Origin of the sequence: uncultured Agrobacterium sp. (assembly GCF_913777885.1) — a bacterium.
Lineage (GTDB): Bacteria > Pseudomonadota > Alphaproteobacteria > Rhizobiales > Rhizobiaceae > Agrobacterium.
Window position 1 is genome coordinate 88,729 of the sequence record NZ_CAJYTV010000001.1, and the last position, 14,659, is coordinate 103,387.

Genomic DNA, 14,659 nt, shown 5'->3' on the forward strand with positions numbered 1-14,659 from the left:
GAACAGCCCGGCATCAATGACGGCCGGGCTGGATCTGAGGATTACTTCAGGCCGTCCCAGGCCTTCTGAATGTCGTTGGCGACCTGTTCGGCAGACTTGCCACCGACGAAATCGACCATACCGGTCCAGAACGCGCCAGCGCCGATCTTGCCAGGCATGAGGTCGGAACCATCGAAGCCAAAGGTAGTGGCCGTCGTCAGAATTTCGCCCTGACGCTTCACCTGATCATTGGCATAGGCGTCCTTGTTGACGCCCTTGAACGGTGTCAGGAAGCCGGACTGCGCCATCCACACTTCGTGGGCGATCGGCGTCTTCAGGAATTCGACGAGCGCGCGCGCAGCCTTGGAATCCTTGGTGATGGTGAAGAGCGTTCCAGCACCCAGAACCGGCTTGCCAAGATCTGCCTTGGAAGCGAAGGTCGGCATGTAGAAGAAGTCGACATCCGTTCCGACTTTCGTTCCCTCGGGGAAGAAGGATGGGATGAAGGAAGCCTGACGGTGCAGGTAGCACTTCGGTGGAATGTCGAAGAGGCCCTTCGGGCTGTCACGGAAGTCGGTGGAGGCAACAGCGGCAACACCGCCCGAAACATACTTATCGTTCTTGGCGAACTTGCCGAATTCCTCGATTGCGGCAACGACACGCGGATCGTTGAACTTCACCTCGTTCGTCGTCCACTTCTGGTAGACGTCGAGCGGCTGCGTGCGCAGCATGAAGTCTTCGACCCAATCGGTTGCCGGCCAGCCGGTCGCGCCACCAGAGCCGAGACCGATGCACCATGGCGTGCCGCCATCGGCCACGATCTGGTCGCTGAGCTTGACGAGATCTTCCATGGTTTCCGGCACCTTGTAACCGGCTTCCTCGAAGTTCTCAGGAACGTACCAGACCAGCGACTTGACGTCGGCCTTGAACGGGAAGGCGAAATAGGCCTTGTTGCCGTCCTTGTTCTTGTACATGCCAAGATCGACCCAGGACTGGCCCGCGCCGTAATTTTCCTTCACCCAATTTGCCGTCTCGTCACCGAGCGGAGTGAGAAGTCCCTTGGCGGCGAGGTCAGCCAGAAGGCCAGGCTGCGGCAGGATCGCGACGTTTGGCGGCGAGCCCGCCTGCGTGTCGATAACGATCTGCTGTTCGTAATTTTCCGAAGACGAATAACGGACATTGACGCCGGTCGCATCGGCGAAATAGGCCAGCACGGACTGGAACAGCGCTTCGTCTTCGCCGCGCCACGGTCCGAAGATGGTCAGCGTTTCGCCCTTCAGGCTGGAATTGGCGGCCTTGAAGGCTTCGTAGCTCTTCCAGTTGAACTTGCTGTCTTCACCCGGCTTGAATTTGAGATCGGCGGCAAAGGATGCGCCCGACAGAAGCGTGGCAACGGCAACGGTCGTTAAAAATAATTTTTTCATGTGATCTACCTCCCATCACATTAATCGGCTTCGGCGTGTCTTTTCAAAGCGCTTTGGCTGCCTATTCATCTCATTGAGAATTGCTTAGAGTCAAGAGGGTTGATGATCATCCCAAATTTGGTCCTCTTTTGCTGTGCGAGAGACTGTATTTGCGCTGCAGCAGAGTTTTTTGAATTGTCTAGCGCTCCAACACTTGCTAGCCTTCAAAGCGGTTTGGAGACGGTGGAGGAGCCGTCCCTTTCCAGAGTCCGCGGGCTTGAGCAGCAGAGGGAGGCTGGGCATGAATCTGAAACAACTATCGCAGTTGCTTGGCATCTCTCAGACGACGATCAGCCGCGCCTTGAACGGCTATCCCGAAGTCAATGCCGAGACGCGCCGGAAGATCATCGAGGCGGCGCGCCAGAACGGATATCGACCCAACGCGGCAGCGCAGCGGCTGGCGACCGGCAAGGTCGGCTCCATTGGCCTCGTCATGCAGACGGGACCGGACCATCAGTCCGACGTTCACTTCGGAGAGTTCCTCAACGGGCTTGGCGAAGTCTCGGCAAAGAACGGCTTTCATCTCGTCATCATGCCCACTGAGCCTAGCGACGAGGAAGAGGTTCTGAAAGATCTTGCAGCAAGCGGCACTGTCGATGGAATTTATCTGGCTTACATGAAAAAGAACGACAGCCGCATCGCGATGATGAAGAGCCTGTCTATCCCCTTCATGGTTCACGGCCGATCCTGGGGCGTCGAGCCTGACTACCCCTATCTGGATGTCGACAATGAGGGCGCATTCCACGACGCCGCCTCGCTACTTTTGCAACTTGGGCACCAGAATATTGCGCTGATCAACGGTCCCGACGGCTATGACTTCGCGTTTCGCCGCTATCGCGGCGTGGAATCGGCGCTTGCTGCACAGGGCCTATCGCTCCACCCCGACAAGGTCAGTCACAGCGTCATGACGGATGAGGCAGGATTCTTGACGATGGAGCGCCTGCTCGACCAGCCTGAAAAGCCGACTGCCGTGCTTTGCGCCTCCACTGCCCTGGCACTTGGCGCCATCCGGTCGCTCAACCAGAGAGGTCTGCGACCCGGCAGAGATATTTCACTCATCGCCCATGACGACGTATTGCCGCTTTTGAAGCCGGTAAACTTCTCCGTCCCCCTGTCCACAACTCGATCTTCATTGCGAGCGGCAGGAATGCGGGTTGCGGAGCGGCTGATCGGCCAGATCAAAACCGGCCGCAACGAGCCATTTCAGGAGCTTTGGAAAGCGGAACTGGTGGTGCGCGCCTCGACCGGTCCCGCTCCTCGTTAGATCTACCCCCGGCTGTCTTAGTGGCCTCAGTAAAATTTGATGCAAACTGCAGCTGACCGCCTCAGTTAAAACCCAAGCCCCTATGGCCGGCGATGCCCAACTTTACGTCGCAGCCTCGAGTGTCGGCATCACTGACAAACCCTCCGCGCGCATATATTCCCGCGTTAGCACAACCGATACGTAAGTGACGCTCACGGCCTCCAACGTGCTTAGGCAGATAGCAATTAGCAAAGAGGGGGAATTAATCACTCCAGCGACGAAGATGCTCCCGGAATCACCGCGAGCGAACATCAATGCGGTGACGATAAAAGAGATTGCGGCCGGGATCGCCATCGCGATGAAAATTCTGGCGAAGGTCTTTGCGAAAGTGCGAGATCCACGTCTAAGCGCGTCACCAAAGCGAGTTGCAGATCCGTAAAGCCCAGCAGGTAGCCACGTGCCGATCAAAGCGTAGAGAACAGAAGACACGATCAACGAAAACAGAATACCGTAAATCAACACCAAACCGGTAAAATTGCCCTGATTGCTTCCGAAGTAGACCGCCGTCGCGATGGCTGAGACGGTGGCCAATAGAATAATGAGAATATTTTTACCGAAGAAACCAAGATCTTTTGACAGTGAATAATATTGTCGACCCTGATCTTTAAATCTTCGATTGTATAGCATGGATACCTGCGTCCATCGTGAAAGCAAAATCCAGATGAAACCCGTGGTCTGACTCGATGTGTGAGAAAAATGATCATCCAGAATAATTGCAGCAATGATGAGAGAAACTGTAACGACGTAAAATAGGAAATTCTTGCTGATGATTGCGAAGGTTTCTGAAATCATTGCGGCGTCCTTATAGAACCGGCATGCGTGGCCGATCTTCAGGTTACGCCGCGTCGGTGACAAACACAAACGACTGATGGAGCATGGCAAGCAAAATCTGCCGCCACTCTTCGGAGCTAAAACCATTCTTGCAGAACAGCATTCAGCACAAACCTATCCGGTCTTGTGTCCGAATGTTTTTATATTTTCGGTTTTGAACTCAGAACGTCGGCGCGTCTTTGCCGAGCGCTCTGTGCGCAGCAATCACCGTGTTGGCCATCAGCATGGCAATCGTCATCGGACCAACGCCGCCGGGGACAGGCGTGATGGCCGCGGCGACCGCACTTGCCTCTTCGAACGCCACATCGCCGACGAGCCTCGACTTGCCCTCGCCCTTTTCGGGTGCGGGAATGCGGTTGATGCCGACATCGATGACGGTCGCGCCGGGCTTGACCCAATCGGCCTTCACCATTTGCGCGCGACCGACGGCGGCAACCAGAATGTCGGCGGACTTGCAGACGGAGGCCAGATCCTTAGTGCGCGAATGCGCCATCGTCACCGTTGCGTTGGCGTTGAGCAGCAATTGACCCATCGGCTTGCCGAACAGGTTGGAACGACCGATCACCACGGCGTTCAGGCCGGACAGATCATCGCCATGGATGCTGCGAACCAGAAGCATGGCACCGGCCGGGGTGCAGGAGAGCAGGCCTGTCTTCAGATCGCCGACAGCGAGCTTTCCGGCATTCAAGACGCTCAGACCATCGACATCCTTTTCCGGCAGAATCGACTGGATGATCGGATCGGAATCGAGATGCTTGGGAAGCGGCAACTGAACGAGAATGCCGTGGATCGATGCGTCCGCATTCAGCGTCGCGACCAGGGTAGCAAGCTCCTGCTGTGTCGTTTCTTCCGGCAGCGTGTGCTGCACAGAGTTGAAGCCGCACTGCTTTGCCATCTTGCTCTTGGAGTTCACGTAGGCGTGGCTTGCAGGGTCGTCACCGACGATGACCACAGCCAGACCGGGCTTTTTGCCGGTTTCACGCTCCAGCCGCTCCGCCGCGTCTTTCACAGCATCCGTCACGGATACCGCTTTGGCCTTGCCGTCGATCACAACCACCATATGACTGCCTCCTGAGAACATCACGGCGGGACTCGGCTCGCCCGCGAACCCTGCCTAGAGCGAAACCCTAATGCTGCGCGACGCTATAGATTGCAAGGAGAAATCAGTGGATCAGGCGCGACGCCGCATGTCGTCTTCGGCAAAGCCGCTCACTCTTTGCCTCAGCGCGGCGATTTCCCGCCGCAGGGCACGCACCTCTTCCGTCTCGGCCCCTATATGCTCAGCCTTGCCTTCCAAGGCTGCGGCAAGCAAAGGCGGCAGCCAGGATCCATCGCCCTGCTCCACCTTTTTCTCCATCCGAACGCGGTTGGCCATAAGAACCTGGCGTACACGCTCATCGAGCGGAATATCGTTGGCTGGCTCGTCGTGGAGGCCGTAATGGGGCTCTTCGTCCGGCTCAAGATCATAGGCCCGGTCGTCAGAGCGAAGCTCGATGTCATCTGCGACGATATCATGGAAAATATCGGGTTCGATCTGGAAGTACTGATCGCGAGCAGCTTCGGCGTTTGCCGAGGCGTCGTCGATGATCACGGTGTTGGAAACGTCCTCCTGCGGGGCGATCTCATGTTGCTCTTCTGTCTTGGAACGACGGAAGCTCATCAGGAAAAGTGCCAGCAGCATGCCAGACAGCGCGCCGCCAGCGGCCATGACGCCGTTCATGATACCGGAGTTCTGATCCTGGAGTACACCGGGCGACGCCGGTTTAGCGACTACTGAGGAGATGGCGGGGGCAGCAAACGGACCGGCCTTCTGGCTGGCAACCAGATACTCGCGCCTGGCGCTGTCCAAAGCCTTCTCCAGCTTTGCGAGTTCAGCGGGTGCGGCCCCCATGGCGCGCAACTCATCCTCGATTGCGGTTTTCTGGCGCGTCTGAGCGTTGAGGCTGGCAGAAACCTCCTTCAATTCGCCTTTGACGCTTTCCAGAGCCCGGCGCAATGCGGGCATCGCGGCGGACCGAGCGGCATTGACTGCGCCTTGCGCTGCAATGGTGCGGGGGTGCTTCGGGCCGTGATCGACATTGACGTCGTCAAGCGCAAGTTTCGCCGTGGTGTAGTTGTCCCTGACCGAAGCGAGGGCATCGAAAGGAGCAAGTGGTGGCAGCGCCTTTGTCAGCACATCGTCCGCCCTCATAGACGAAACTTTTGTGACGGCTTGCGCGAGATCATGCTCCTTCTGTCCAAGAGCCGCGGTCGTCGCATCGGCTTCGTGAAGCGACTGCTGCAGGTTCTGAATGCGGGAAACGATGTCGTTGCCGTTGCGCATCTGGAACCCCGTCAACGCGCCTTCGGCGGTATCGAGTGCGGCTCGCGCCTTTTCAACCGCCTGTAATTCCGGGCTCGCCTGTTCGTCGCCGGCAGTCTTGGCGACCTGGCCTGCGAGGTAATCGACAATACGCGTTGCAGCCTGGGGCGTTGCAGCCATGGCGTCGATGTCAATACTGCTCTTCGAAGACGCGGTGATTTTCACCGAACTGCGCAACGCCTCTTCAATGGCGTTCACTGGAATTTGCTGCTGCACATCCCCCAGAAGAAGCTTCGCAAGCATCGCGATCCTCCCCTCTTCAGCAACACCCATCACATCGCCCGGCTTTAGCTTCAAGTCCGAAATGGCGAGTGTGAGCGAAAGCGGGGATAGAATGCTCTGCTGCACGGAGGCGGCAAGGCGGTCGGTATCGATCGAACCTGCGCCAGGAGTGGAGATCTTCACCACAGCATGAGAGACATAGGTTGCGGGTGAAGCGGGAACGAGAAGCGATGGCAAGACGGCGCCTGTGGCAGCCAGGGTCAGAACGAAGCACGACGAAAGGGCCGCACGGCGCCACCTGCCTGTCTTTGGCTGCCCGGAGGCCGAACCGACACGTCTTTTCAAGTGCAAAACCATCGCAAACCCGCAGGGCTGTGGGACCGTTCATCTGACGGAACTATCAATGAAACCTAAACGGCCATGGCAAACAAATGGTTAATGATCGGCTAAAACCTGACGATGCCGCTTCCCGCCGATAGCATCGTCGTCCTCCGTAAGTCCCGCGCAAGATTGTGTCTCTAGACCAATGGCAGGTTAAACACGGAGAATTGTCATGCAGCCGATTCAGCTGTTTGCGCTGGCTTCCCGGCAAGCCGAGTGGCTTTCAATCCGTCAGGAAGTCGTCGCTACCAACATTGCCAATGCCAATACGCCGCAGTATCGCGCAAAGGAAGTCGCGCCTTTCGAATCCGAACTGAAGTCGGTCGGAATGCAGATGGCCCGCACCAACCCCGCCCATATGGAGCTGGCTGTTACGGGTGCAGGCAAGATCGGCCTGAAGGACGCGCCACTCGCCAGTGAAATTGGCGTCCAGGAATCGGGAAATACCGTTTCGCTGTCGACGGAAATGGCCAAGACGGGCGAGATCAAGCGGCAGTTCGAGCTGAACACCCAGCTCGTGCGCTCCTTCCACACCATGATGATGACTGCGGTGGGCAAGTAAGATGGACTCTTTATCCTCGTCGTTGAAAATTGCAGGAAGCGGCATGGACGTGCAGGCCACGCGCCTACGCATCGTTTCTGAAAACATTGCCAACTCGCGAACGACGGGCGACACGCCAGGTGCCGACCCCTATCGCCGCAAGACGATAACGTTCGCCAACGAGCTGGATCGCACAACCGGAACCAATCTCGTTCAGGTCAAGAAGCTCGGCTTCGACAAATCCAACTTCACCGAGGAATACGACCCGGACAGCCCGGCTGCGGACAACAAGGGCATGGTGAAGCTGCCGAACGTCAACATGCTGATCGAAATGGCCGATCTTCGCGAAGCAAACCGCGGCTATGAAGCCAATCTCCAGGTCATCAAGCAGGCCCGCGATCTGATTACCTCAACCATAGACCTATTGAAGGCTACGTGATGATCGACTCCATCAACAACGTAAAATCGCTGACCAGCAACTCCGCCATGGACAGCCTCAAGGGTGTGGCGAGCGGACTGACCTCCTTCGCTGGCGCAGCCGTATCCACAGCCGCTACCGCGACTGTCGGCCCGACTTTCGCCAGCGTGTTGGGCGGTGTCGCACAGGACGCGATGGACTCGTTGAAGACCAGCGAAGCCATGTCTTTTGCCGGCCTACAGGGCAAGGCCAGCACGCGCGAGGTCGTCGATGCCGTGATGCAGGCGGACCAGACCCTCAAGACGGCCGTAGCACTGCGAGACAGGCTCGTTTCGGCTTATCTCGATGTCGTTAAAATGCAGATTTGACCCGTGAGGACCTAAGAAATGAGAGCTTTAGCAATCGCAGCGACGGGCATGGATGCCCAGCAGACGAACCTTGAGGTCATCGCGAACAACATCGCGAACATCAACACCACCGGCTTCAAGCGCGGCCGTGCCGAATTTACCGACCTGCTGTACCAAACGGAACGTGCGCAGGGCGTGATGAACCGCGCAAACCAGGCGATGGTGCCGGAAGGCGCCAATATCGGTCTCGGTGTCCAGACATCGGCTGTCCGCAAGCTTCACATCCAGGGCCCCGTTTCCCAAACCGGTAACGACCTCGACGTCGCTATCATCGGCAAGGGCTGGTTCCGCGTGCAGGGTCCCGACAATGCCACGCTCTACACCCGTGCGGGCGCCTTCAACATGGACTCCACCGGACGTCTGGTGACGACGGACGGATATCCGGTATTGCCGGCGATCACCATTCCGACGGACGCGACCGAAACCAAGATCAGTGCGGACGGCATCGTTTCGGTTCGTATCGGCACGGCCACACAGATGACCGAAGTCGGCCAGCTGAGCATGAGCAACTTCGCCAACGAAGCTGGCCTGCGCCCGCTTGGCGACAACCTCTTTGCGCAGACGGACGCCTCAGGTGCAGCTGTCGATGCCACGCCTCAGTCGGTCGGCTTCGGCTACGTGAAGCAGAACTACCTCGAAGGCTCCAACGTCGATTCCGTCAAGGAAATCACTGACATGATTTCCGCCCAGCGCGCTTATGAAATGAACTCAAAGGTGATCACCACCGCCGATCAGATGGCTCAGATCGTCAGCCAGAACCTGAAGTAACGAGAAGGTAGGGTAACATGAAGTTCCGCCCGAAAATCATGCCTGTTCAAGGTCGCAAAGCAGTTTTCGTGATGGCATTGGCTGTGTCGATGTCCGCACCGGGGCTTGCAATGTCGCAGCAGAAATTCGCTGTCGTCCCCACAGCCACGATTTTTTCTGGCGAAGTCATTACCCACGGCCTGGTGACGGAGGTTCCCGTCACCAATCCCAACATCGCGCCGGGCTACTCGGAATCGGTCAAGGACGTCGTCGGAAAAGTGTCCAAGAGGACGCTTGTCGCAGGACGCACCATTCCTCTCGGCGACCTGCGCGATCCTTATGCGGTGGAACGAGGCGCAACGGTCCGCATCACCTACAGCAAGAACGGCATGAACCTGTCAGCATCCGGCGTTGCCATCGAAGATGCAATGGCGGGCGATGTGGTGCGTGTCCGAAACAAGGACACCGGCGTGACGATCAACGGCACGGCAATGCGCGACGGAACCGTGGAGGTCCTCCAGCAATGAGTTTTCGTCAAGGTTTTCTCGTCGCGGCAATTGCGACCATGACGTTCCTTGCGGCTGCATCCGAGGGCGTAGCCCAGACGGTGGCGCGGGTGAAGGATATCGCATCCTTGCAGGCCGGGCGTGAAAACCAGTTGATCGGCTATGGTCTTGTCGTCGGCCTTCAGGGGTCCGGCGACAGCATGCGTTCCTCGCCCTTCACCGAACAGTCCATGCGCGCCATGCTGCAAAATCTCGGCATTTCGATGCAGGGCAACCAGACCACCTCGAAGAATGTCGCAGCTGTCATGGTCACGGCCAATCTGCCGCCCTTTGCCAGCCCCGGCAGCAGGCTGGATGTCAGCGTCAGTTCTCTTGGCGATGCTTCGTCCCTGCGTGGCGGCACTCTGATCATGACCTCCATGTCCGGTGCCGACGGCCAGATCTACGCTGTCGCGCAAGGCTCAGTGATCGTGTCCGGTTTCAACGCCGAAGGGCAGGCAGCGCAGCTGACACAGGGCGTCACGACCGCAGGCCGCGTCCCAAGTGGCGCGATTATCGAACGCGAGCTGCCGTCGCAATTCAAGGATTCCGTCAATCTCGTACTGCAATTGAGGAACCCGGATTTTTCGACGTCCATCCGCGTTGCCGACACCATCAACTCCTATGCCCGTACATCTTTCGGCGAGCCGATCGCAGAAGCGCGCGATTCACAGGTCGTCTATATCCAGAAGCCACGAACGGCGGATCTGACGCGTCTGATGGCAAGCATCGAAAACCTCGCAGTCGAGACCGATACGCCGGCCAAGGTCGTCATCAACGAGCGCACGGGAACCATCATCATAGGCGCGGACGTTCGCGTTTCGAAGGTGGCGGTGAGCTACGGTACGCTGACAGTGCAAGTGACTGAATCACCACAGGTTATTCAACCCGCCCCCTTCTCACGCGGTCAGACAGCCGTGCAGCCGCAGACGGATATCCAGGCCGACAAAAGCGGAGGCCCCGTCGCCATTCTCGAAGGTCCGAGCCTTCGGTCGCTGGTGGCCGGTTTGAACAACATGGGCGTCAAGCCGGACGGCATCATCGCCATTCTTCAAGGCATCAAGTCCGCAGGCGCGCTTCAGGCAGAGTTGGTATTGCAATGACGGTTACCGCTTCCAAGATATTCACGCCGAAGCGCGTTCTTCTCGCCCTTTTCGTTGTTGCAGGCGCGCTGCCATCGGCACGAGCCCAGGAGCAGGTGCGTGTCACCACGGGCGAAACCAGCGGGCAGGAAATCCAGCAATACTGCACCAACATTATCGATCAGGCGCGCGACCAGCGTTATCTGATGCAAAAGCAGGATCTTGAGAAGCTCCAGCAGGATATCGATGCGCGCGTTGCCACCCTTGAGGCACGCAAGGCCGAATATGAGGATTGGCTGAAGCGCCGCAACGATTTCCTCCAGCAGGCAGAAGCCAATCTCGTCAATGTCTACAAGACGATGAAGCCGGATGCAGCTGCACCTCAGCTGCAAGAACTGAACCCCGGTATTGCCGCTGCCATCATCATGAAACTGCCGGCACGCCAGTCCGGGCTGATCCTCAGCGAAATGGACGCGAAGAAAGCGGCGACTGTCGCTTCGATCATGGCCAGTGCGACCGATAAAAACACATCAAGAGATCCGTCATGAAAAAAGCGCTCATCCTCGCCCTTTCAGCCGCGAGCATCCTGACCGGATGCGAGAGCGTCACGAAGAACCAGACACTGAGAGAAATCGGCAATGCGCCGGCCATGAGCCCGATTGGGAGCGGCCTGCAGTTCAGTCAGGCCCCCCAATTGTCGGCTTATCCGAAACAGCCGCTGCATGCGGCCAGCGGCTATTCTCTTTGGAGCGACAGCAAGGCGGCGCTCTTCAAGGACTCGCGAGCGCTCAATATCGGCGACATCCTGACCGTCAACATTCAGATCAACGACAAGGCGTCATTCGATAACCAGACTGACCGCAGCCGGAAGAATAATAGAAAAACCGGCTGGAAGGCAGACGCGGAGATCCTCGGCTGGAAGCCACAAGCGGACTCGTCTCTAAGCTTCGACAACGACAGCGAAGCCAACGGCAAGGGCTCGATAAACCGCGCAGAAAAGCTGACGCTTCTCGTGGCGGCGGTCGTGACAGGCATTCTGGAAAACGGCAACCTGCTGATAAGCGGTTCGCAGGAAGTGCGCGTCAATCACGAGATCCGCATCCTCAACGTCGCAGGCATCGTCAGACCGCAGGACGTCAATTCGGAAAACACCGTGTCATACGAAAAGATCGCCGAAGCACGCATCTCCTACGGCGGCCGCGGCAGGCTGATGGAAGTTCAGCAGCCGCCGGTCGGACAGCAGGTCGTCGACCTCTTCTCGCCGATCTGACGATCGCGCGAAATCTCGTACTACAGGGCAGTTAGGGCGCGGCTCGGCCAGCTGCAAATCATAGACAGGCAACAGACCCATGACCGACCAGTTGGCACTTGAAGGACCGGCACCCAAGAAAAGCTCGCCTATTCCGGTTATTGGCGCGGTCGCGGTTCTGTCTCTTCTCGGGCTGGGCGGCGGCTGGTTCGTCGGCAAGATGCTTTTCGTGCCGGCTCCACCTGCCTCGACGGCAACTGCGGTCCCGGCACCCGCGCCTGAGGCGCCCGCAGAGACTGCCGCAGCCGGCGGGCATGAGGCACCGAAGGCAGAGGCGCATGGAGAAGCACCCAAGGGTGAGGGACATGGCGCAGCGGCAGGTCCAAGCCTGGTAAACCTCGATCCCATCATTACCAACCTAGGATATCCGGCGGAGAACTGGGTGAGGCTCGAACTTGCCCTGCAATTCAACGGCCCGTCCGATCCCGCACTGGTGCAGGAACTGCACCAGGAACTCATGGCCTATGTCAGAACAGTGCCCCTCCAGCAAATTCAGGGCCCACGCGGCTTCCAATATCTTAGGGATGACCTGACAGAGATTGTTGACCTCAGATCGAAAGGGCGCGTATCCAAGGTTTTATTCAAAACCTTCGTGATAGAATGATTCGCACCCTCATCTGCCTGATTGCTTTCGCCCTGGTCCCAGGGATTGCTTTTGCGCAGCAGTCACCGGCTGATTTGTTAAATCTGCCTGTCGACGGCTCTGCTGCGGCATGGATCATTCGTACCTTCGGATTGCTGACGATCCTTTCGATCGCGCCCGGCATCCTGATCATGGTCACGAGCTTCCCCCGGTTCATCATCGCCTTTTCCATTCTGCGCTCGGGCATGGGGCTTGGAACGACGCCATCCAACATGATCCTGACGAGCATGGCGATGTTCATGACCTTCTACGTCATGGCGCCGACCTTCGAGCGCTCGTGGAACGATGGAATCCAGCCGATGATGCAGAACCAGATCACGGAAGCGCAGGCGATCGAGAGGGCGGCAGAACCTTTCCGCACCTTTATGCTGGCCAACACGCGACCGAAGGATCTGGCTCTTTTCGTCGATTTAGCAAGCGAGCGCGGCCAGGAAACGATGAATGGTACGCAGCCGCAATACCGCATTCTCGTCCCGGCCTTCATGCTGTCCGAGATCCGGCGCGGCTTTGAAATCGGCTTTCTGGTAATCTTGCCGTTCCTCGTCATCGACATGGTGGTCGCGACCATCACCATGGCCATGGGCATGATGATGCTGCCGCCGACATCCATCTCGCTCCCGTTCAAAATCCTGTTCTTCGTGCTGATCGATGGCTGGAATCTGCTAGTCGGCTCACTGGTAAGATCGTTTTACTGAAGCTTTTTCGCCCCAGTGGAACAGGCGCGTAGCGCCGAGCTTGCCGACACTTTGACGTCCTTTCGCGTGATAGACTGCGAAAACGACGCTTCCCGCGACAGAGCATCCTGGCATGGTCGCTTTTTGAAGTAATTCCGACATCCGGACCGATGTTGTTGCGTGGGAAACTTGCAACTGGAATCGTCGGTCCGGACATTCCCCCCGTGTCTTTACGGGGTGATGCGGTCAGTGTGATGGGCTGGCCGCTGCCGGTTTCGGCGGCTCTGGATCGGTATTGATCACGATCTTCTGCGGCTTGCGCGTCGGGTCCTTGGAATCGATGATTTCCTTGGAGATGAAGTCCATCTGCTGGATCAGCACGTCCTGAACGAGCGGCTTTTCCATCCGCGCGTTGATGCCATCCTTGATCTTCGTTTTAAAGGCTGCCACATCGAACTTGCCCGCATCCTTCACGTCGAGGACCTTGTCGCCGATAAGAAGGCCGTAGAACTCGTCCGTCATGTAAGCCGGCATCGGAACGTTGATCTGTTTCATCATGACGGAATCGACCAGTAGCGTGGAGCGCACCAGAAAATAACCGGACACTTTGCCGCCGTTGACCACCGGCAGCGTCAGCAGATCGCCCTGAACATACTGCGGAGGCGGCGGCGCATCGGCCTTATGATCCTCGGCCGGCGGTTGGCCGAACTTGGCAGCAGCAAAGACCCCGCCAAGGGTCAGGATAAGAACCCAGACCCCCGTGGCAATCAGCTTAATCATTGCGCCTCACGAGCGAATTGTTGCAGCGAGTAGGTGCCGTCATCCTCGGCCTTTTTCTGGGCGTCCTTGAGCAGATCGACGACTGCCTTGACAGCCTTGAGGCTGGCCTCGACCCGACGTGTATTGATGGCAAGCTTGGCCTTGATGTCCAGGATTTGCTGTCGATGAGCGTCGGCGATCTTTGGCCCGTCGACATCGCGGATCAGCATGGTCAATTCATACAAGCAGCGGCTCTTATGGGCATTCGACAGTTTGAAATCGAAATCAGGCTCTTTACCGATCCGGGCATTCTCGTTGTCGATGACCGTTTCGAGACGGCCAAGAACAGCCTGAATTCTGTAGTCGTTATTGACAATTTCCATCTTGCTTCAGCTCTCCGCCTTGCTCAGCTTTGGGTTTTCTTGGTGTCGGTGTCAGAGAAGATGCGGCGCTGAAACTCGGTGACCATGCTCATCGCGATCTTCTTGTCGTCCTCATTGCCGGCCGACACGGGGGCTGCGTTGCGCTGGTGCTGGAGCGCCTGCGAGTAGACTTGTTCGGCAATGCCGATGCCGCCCTTCTTGGACATGGCGTCTGCCATCTGCTCGGACATCATGCCTTTCCAGAAGTCGCCGGCCACGCCCTTGCCGTAGACTTCCTCGGTTTCGGACGGCATCATGTTCTGGATGAAGGTGTTGAGTACGCTTGCTTCGAACTTCCGGTAGGTTTCTGGGATTTTCTCATGATCGCTCGACGCATGAACCCGAGAGAAGCCCGCCTTGCTTTCCGGCGTTTCGAAGCTGTTGATGGCGGATGCAAAACCGGCATTGCTGGCCGTCAGCACCGAAGCTTCCTTCGTCGCACTAACCGCCCGCAGCTTTTCGCGCGCAGCGGAGACCTGCATAGGGTCGGCCGCATTGACCACATCAAGCACAAGATCGCTTGGAGGAGAAATCGCCACGTCGTCATCCTTTCACGTTTTGATCGGATGAC

17 protein-coding genes and 1 pseudogene are annotated in these 14,659 nt (G+C 57.7%); 11 read left to right on the forward strand and 7 right to left on the reverse strand.

What is annotated here, in order from left to right; translation table 11 throughout:
* Window positions 1-41: 41 nt before the first annotated feature.
* Entirely contained in the window at window positions 42-1,403 is a 1,362-nt protein-coding gene (locus QZ869_RS00400; RefSeq protein ID WP_296075852.1) for an ABC transporter substrate-binding protein, read from the reverse strand.
* 274 nt (window positions 1,404-1,677) lie between these two features.
* Here QZ869_RS00400 and QZ869_RS00405 point away from each other — a divergent pair, with 274 nt between their 5' ends.
* Entirely contained in the window at window positions 1,678-2,706 is a 1,029-nt protein-coding gene (locus QZ869_RS00405) for a LacI family DNA-binding transcriptional regulator (protein WP_296039112.1), read from the forward strand.
* Window positions 2,707-2,808: 102 nt separating this feature from the next.
* Here QZ869_RS00405 and QZ869_RS00410 read toward each other — a convergent pair whose 3' ends face one another.
* The 3 genes from QZ869_RS00410 to QZ869_RS00420 form a co-directional block, all read right to left on the reverse strand.
* Window positions 2,809-3,537 (reverse strand): hypothetical protein, encoded by a 729-nt coding sequence (locus QZ869_RS00410; protein ID WP_296101990.1) that lies wholly within the window; start codon window positions 3,535-3,537, stop codon window positions 2,809-2,811.
* A gap of 199 nt (window positions 3,538-3,736) precedes the next feature.
* A complete protein-coding gene (folD, locus tag QZ869_RS00415; RefSeq protein ID WP_296101991.1) occupies window positions 3,737-4,636 on the reverse strand; it encodes a bifunctional methylenetetrahydrofolate dehydrogenase/methenyltetrahydrofolate cyclohydrolase FolD in 900 nt (299 codons plus the stop codon).
* Between the two features lie 111 nt (window positions 4,637-4,747).
* The gene (locus QZ869_RS00420) at window positions 4,748-6,505 is read right to left on the reverse strand and encodes a hypothetical protein (RefSeq protein WP_296101994.1); all 1,758 of its coding nucleotides are present in this window, start codon (window positions 6,503-6,505) and stop codon (window positions 4,748-4,750) included.
* 208 nt (window positions 6,506-6,713) lie between these two features.
* Here QZ869_RS00420 and flgB point away from each other — a divergent pair, with 208 nt between their 5' ends.
* The 10 genes and pseudogenes from flgB (at window position 6,714) to fliP (ending at window position 12,928) form a co-directional block, all read left to right on the forward strand.
* Window positions 6,714-7,103, forward strand: a complete 390-nt coding sequence (gene flgB, locus QZ869_RS00425; RefSeq protein WP_296018288.1) for a flagellar basal body rod protein FlgB — start codon at window positions 6,714-6,716, stop codon at window positions 7,101-7,103.
* Window position 7,104: 1 nt separating this feature from the next.
* Window positions 7,105-7,521, forward strand: coding sequence for a flagellar basal body rod protein FlgC (flgC, locus tag QZ869_RS00430; RefSeq protein WP_296018286.1), 417 nt, complete (start codon window positions 7,105-7,107; stop codon window positions 7,519-7,521).
* Window positions 7,521-7,868: a flagellar hook-basal body complex protein FliE gene (locus QZ869_RS00435; protein ID WP_296018284.1), complete on the forward strand. Its 348-nt coding sequence runs from the start codon at window positions 7,521-7,523 to the stop codon at window positions 7,866-7,868. Before flgC ends, QZ869_RS00435 begins: the two co-directional genes overlap by 1 nt.
* Window positions 7,869-7,886: 18 nt before the next feature.
* Complete coding sequence (gene flgG / locus QZ869_RS00440; protein WP_296018281.1) at window positions 7,887-8,675, forward strand: flagellar basal-body rod protein FlgG; 789 nt, start codon at window positions 7,887-7,889, stop codon at window positions 8,673-8,675.
* Window positions 8,676-8,692: 17 nt separating this feature from the next.
* Window positions 8,693-9,181, forward strand: coding sequence for a flagellar basal body P-ring formation chaperone FlgA (flgA, locus tag QZ869_RS00445; protein ID WP_296101996.1), 489 nt, complete (start codon window positions 8,693-8,695; stop codon window positions 9,179-9,181).
* A gap of 83 nt (window positions 9,182-9,264) precedes the next feature.
* A pseudogene (locus QZ869_RS00450) lies at window positions 9,265-10,302 on the forward strand (flagellar basal body P-ring protein FlgI); the annotation flags it as partial.
* Complete coding sequence (locus QZ869_RS00455) at window positions 10,299-10,829, forward strand: MotE family protein (protein WP_296018279.1); 531 nt, start codon at window positions 10,299-10,301, stop codon at window positions 10,827-10,829. The pseudogene QZ869_RS00450 and the gene QZ869_RS00455, both read left to right, overlap by 4 nt.
* The gene (gene flgH, locus QZ869_RS00460; RefSeq protein ID WP_296018278.1) at window positions 10,826-11,551 is read left to right on the forward strand and encodes a flagellar basal body L-ring protein FlgH; all 726 of its coding nucleotides are present in this window, start codon (window positions 10,826-10,828) and stop codon (window positions 11,549-11,551) included. Before QZ869_RS00455 ends, flgH begins: the two co-directional genes overlap by 4 nt.
* A gap of 79 nt (window positions 11,552-11,630) precedes the next feature.
* Window positions 11,631-12,194 carry a flagellar basal body-associated FliL family protein gene (locus QZ869_RS00465; protein ID WP_296018277.1) on the forward strand — a complete coding sequence of 188 codons (564 nt, stop codon included), beginning with the start codon at window positions 11,631-11,633 and terminating at the stop codon, window positions 12,192-12,194.
* Complete coding sequence (gene fliP / locus QZ869_RS00470; protein ID WP_296018275.1) at window positions 12,191-12,928, forward strand: flagellar type III secretion system pore protein FliP; 738 nt, start codon at window positions 12,191-12,193, stop codon at window positions 12,926-12,928. The genes QZ869_RS00465 and fliP overlap by 4 nt, the downstream gene beginning before the upstream one ends.
* Before the next feature lie 225 nt (window positions 12,929-13,153).
* On the opposite strand, the gene QZ869_RS00475 is transcribed toward fliP, so the two are convergent.
* Genes QZ869_RS00475 through QZ869_RS00485 form a run of 3 tightly spaced genes read right to left on the reverse strand, consistent with a single transcriptional unit; the run spans window position 13,154 to window position 14,627 of the window.
* On the reverse strand, window positions 13,154-13,687 hold the full coding sequence (locus tag QZ869_RS00475; protein WP_296018274.1) for a hypothetical protein: 534 nt from the start codon (window positions 13,685-13,687) through the stop codon (window positions 13,154-13,156).
* Window positions 13,684-14,049: a hypothetical protein gene (locus QZ869_RS00480; RefSeq protein WP_296018273.1), complete on the reverse strand. Its 366-nt coding sequence runs from the start codon at window positions 14,047-14,049 to the stop codon at window positions 13,684-13,686. The genes QZ869_RS00475 and QZ869_RS00480 overlap by 4 nt, the downstream gene beginning before the upstream one ends.
* 23 nt (window positions 14,050-14,072) lie before the next feature.
* Entirely contained in the window at window positions 14,073-14,627 is a 555-nt protein-coding gene (locus QZ869_RS00485; RefSeq protein ID WP_296018272.1) for a rod-binding protein, read from the reverse strand.
* Window positions 14,628-14,659 lie beyond the last annotated feature (32 nt).

Excerpts from the sequence above, each read along its gene's own strand:
- QZ869_RS00435 (WP_296018284.1), top strand. The coding sequence starts at position 7,521 with ATGATCGACTCCATCAACAACGTAAAATCGCTGACCAGCAACTCCGCC.
- fliP (WP_296018275.1), top strand. The coding sequence starts at position 12,191 with ATGATTCGCACCCTCATCTGCCTGATTGCTTTCGCCCTGGTCCCAGGG.
- QZ869_RS00400 (WP_296075852.1), bottom strand. The coding sequence starts at position 1,403 with ATGAAAAAATTATTTTTAACGACCGTTGCCGTTGCCACGCTTCTGTCG.
- flgH (WP_296018278.1), top strand. The coding sequence starts at position 10,826 with ATGAAAAAAGCGCTCATCCTCGCCCTTTCAGCCGCGAGCATCCTGACC.
- QZ869_RS00410 (WP_296101990.1), bottom strand. The coding sequence starts at position 3,537 with ATGATTTCAGAAACCTTCGCAATCATCAGCAAGAATTTCCTATTTTAC.
- QZ869_RS00475 (WP_296018274.1), bottom strand. The coding sequence starts at position 13,687 with ATGATTAAGCTGATTGCCACGGGGGTCTGGGTTCTTATCCTGACCCTT.
- flgG (WP_296018281.1), top strand. The coding sequence starts at position 7,887 with ATGAGAGCTTTAGCAATCGCAGCGACGGGCATGGATGCCCAGCAGACG.
- flgB (WP_296018288.1), top strand. The coding sequence starts at position 6,714 with ATGCAGCCGATTCAGCTGTTTGCGCTGGCTTCCCGGCAAGCCGAGTGG.
- folD (WP_296101991.1), bottom strand. The coding sequence starts at position 4,636 with ATGGTGGTTGTGATCGACGGCAAGGCCAAAGCGGTATCCGTGACGGAT.
- QZ869_RS00480 (WP_296018273.1), bottom strand. The coding sequence starts at position 14,049 with ATGGAAATTGTCAATAACGACTACAGAATTCAGGCTGTTCTTGGCCGT.
- flgC (WP_296018286.1), top strand. The coding sequence starts at position 7,105 with ATGGACTCTTTATCCTCGTCGTTGAAAATTGCAGGAAGCGGCATGGAC.
- QZ869_RS00465 (WP_296018277.1), top strand. The coding sequence starts at position 11,631 with ATGACCGACCAGTTGGCACTTGAAGGACCGGCACCCAAGAAAAGCTCG.
- flgA (WP_296101996.1), top strand. The coding sequence starts at position 8,693 with ATGAAGTTCCGCCCGAAAATCATGCCTGTTCAAGGTCGCAAAGCAGTT.
- QZ869_RS00455 (WP_296018279.1), top strand. The coding sequence starts at position 10,299 with ATGACGGTTACCGCTTCCAAGATATTCACGCCGAAGCGCGTTCTTCTC.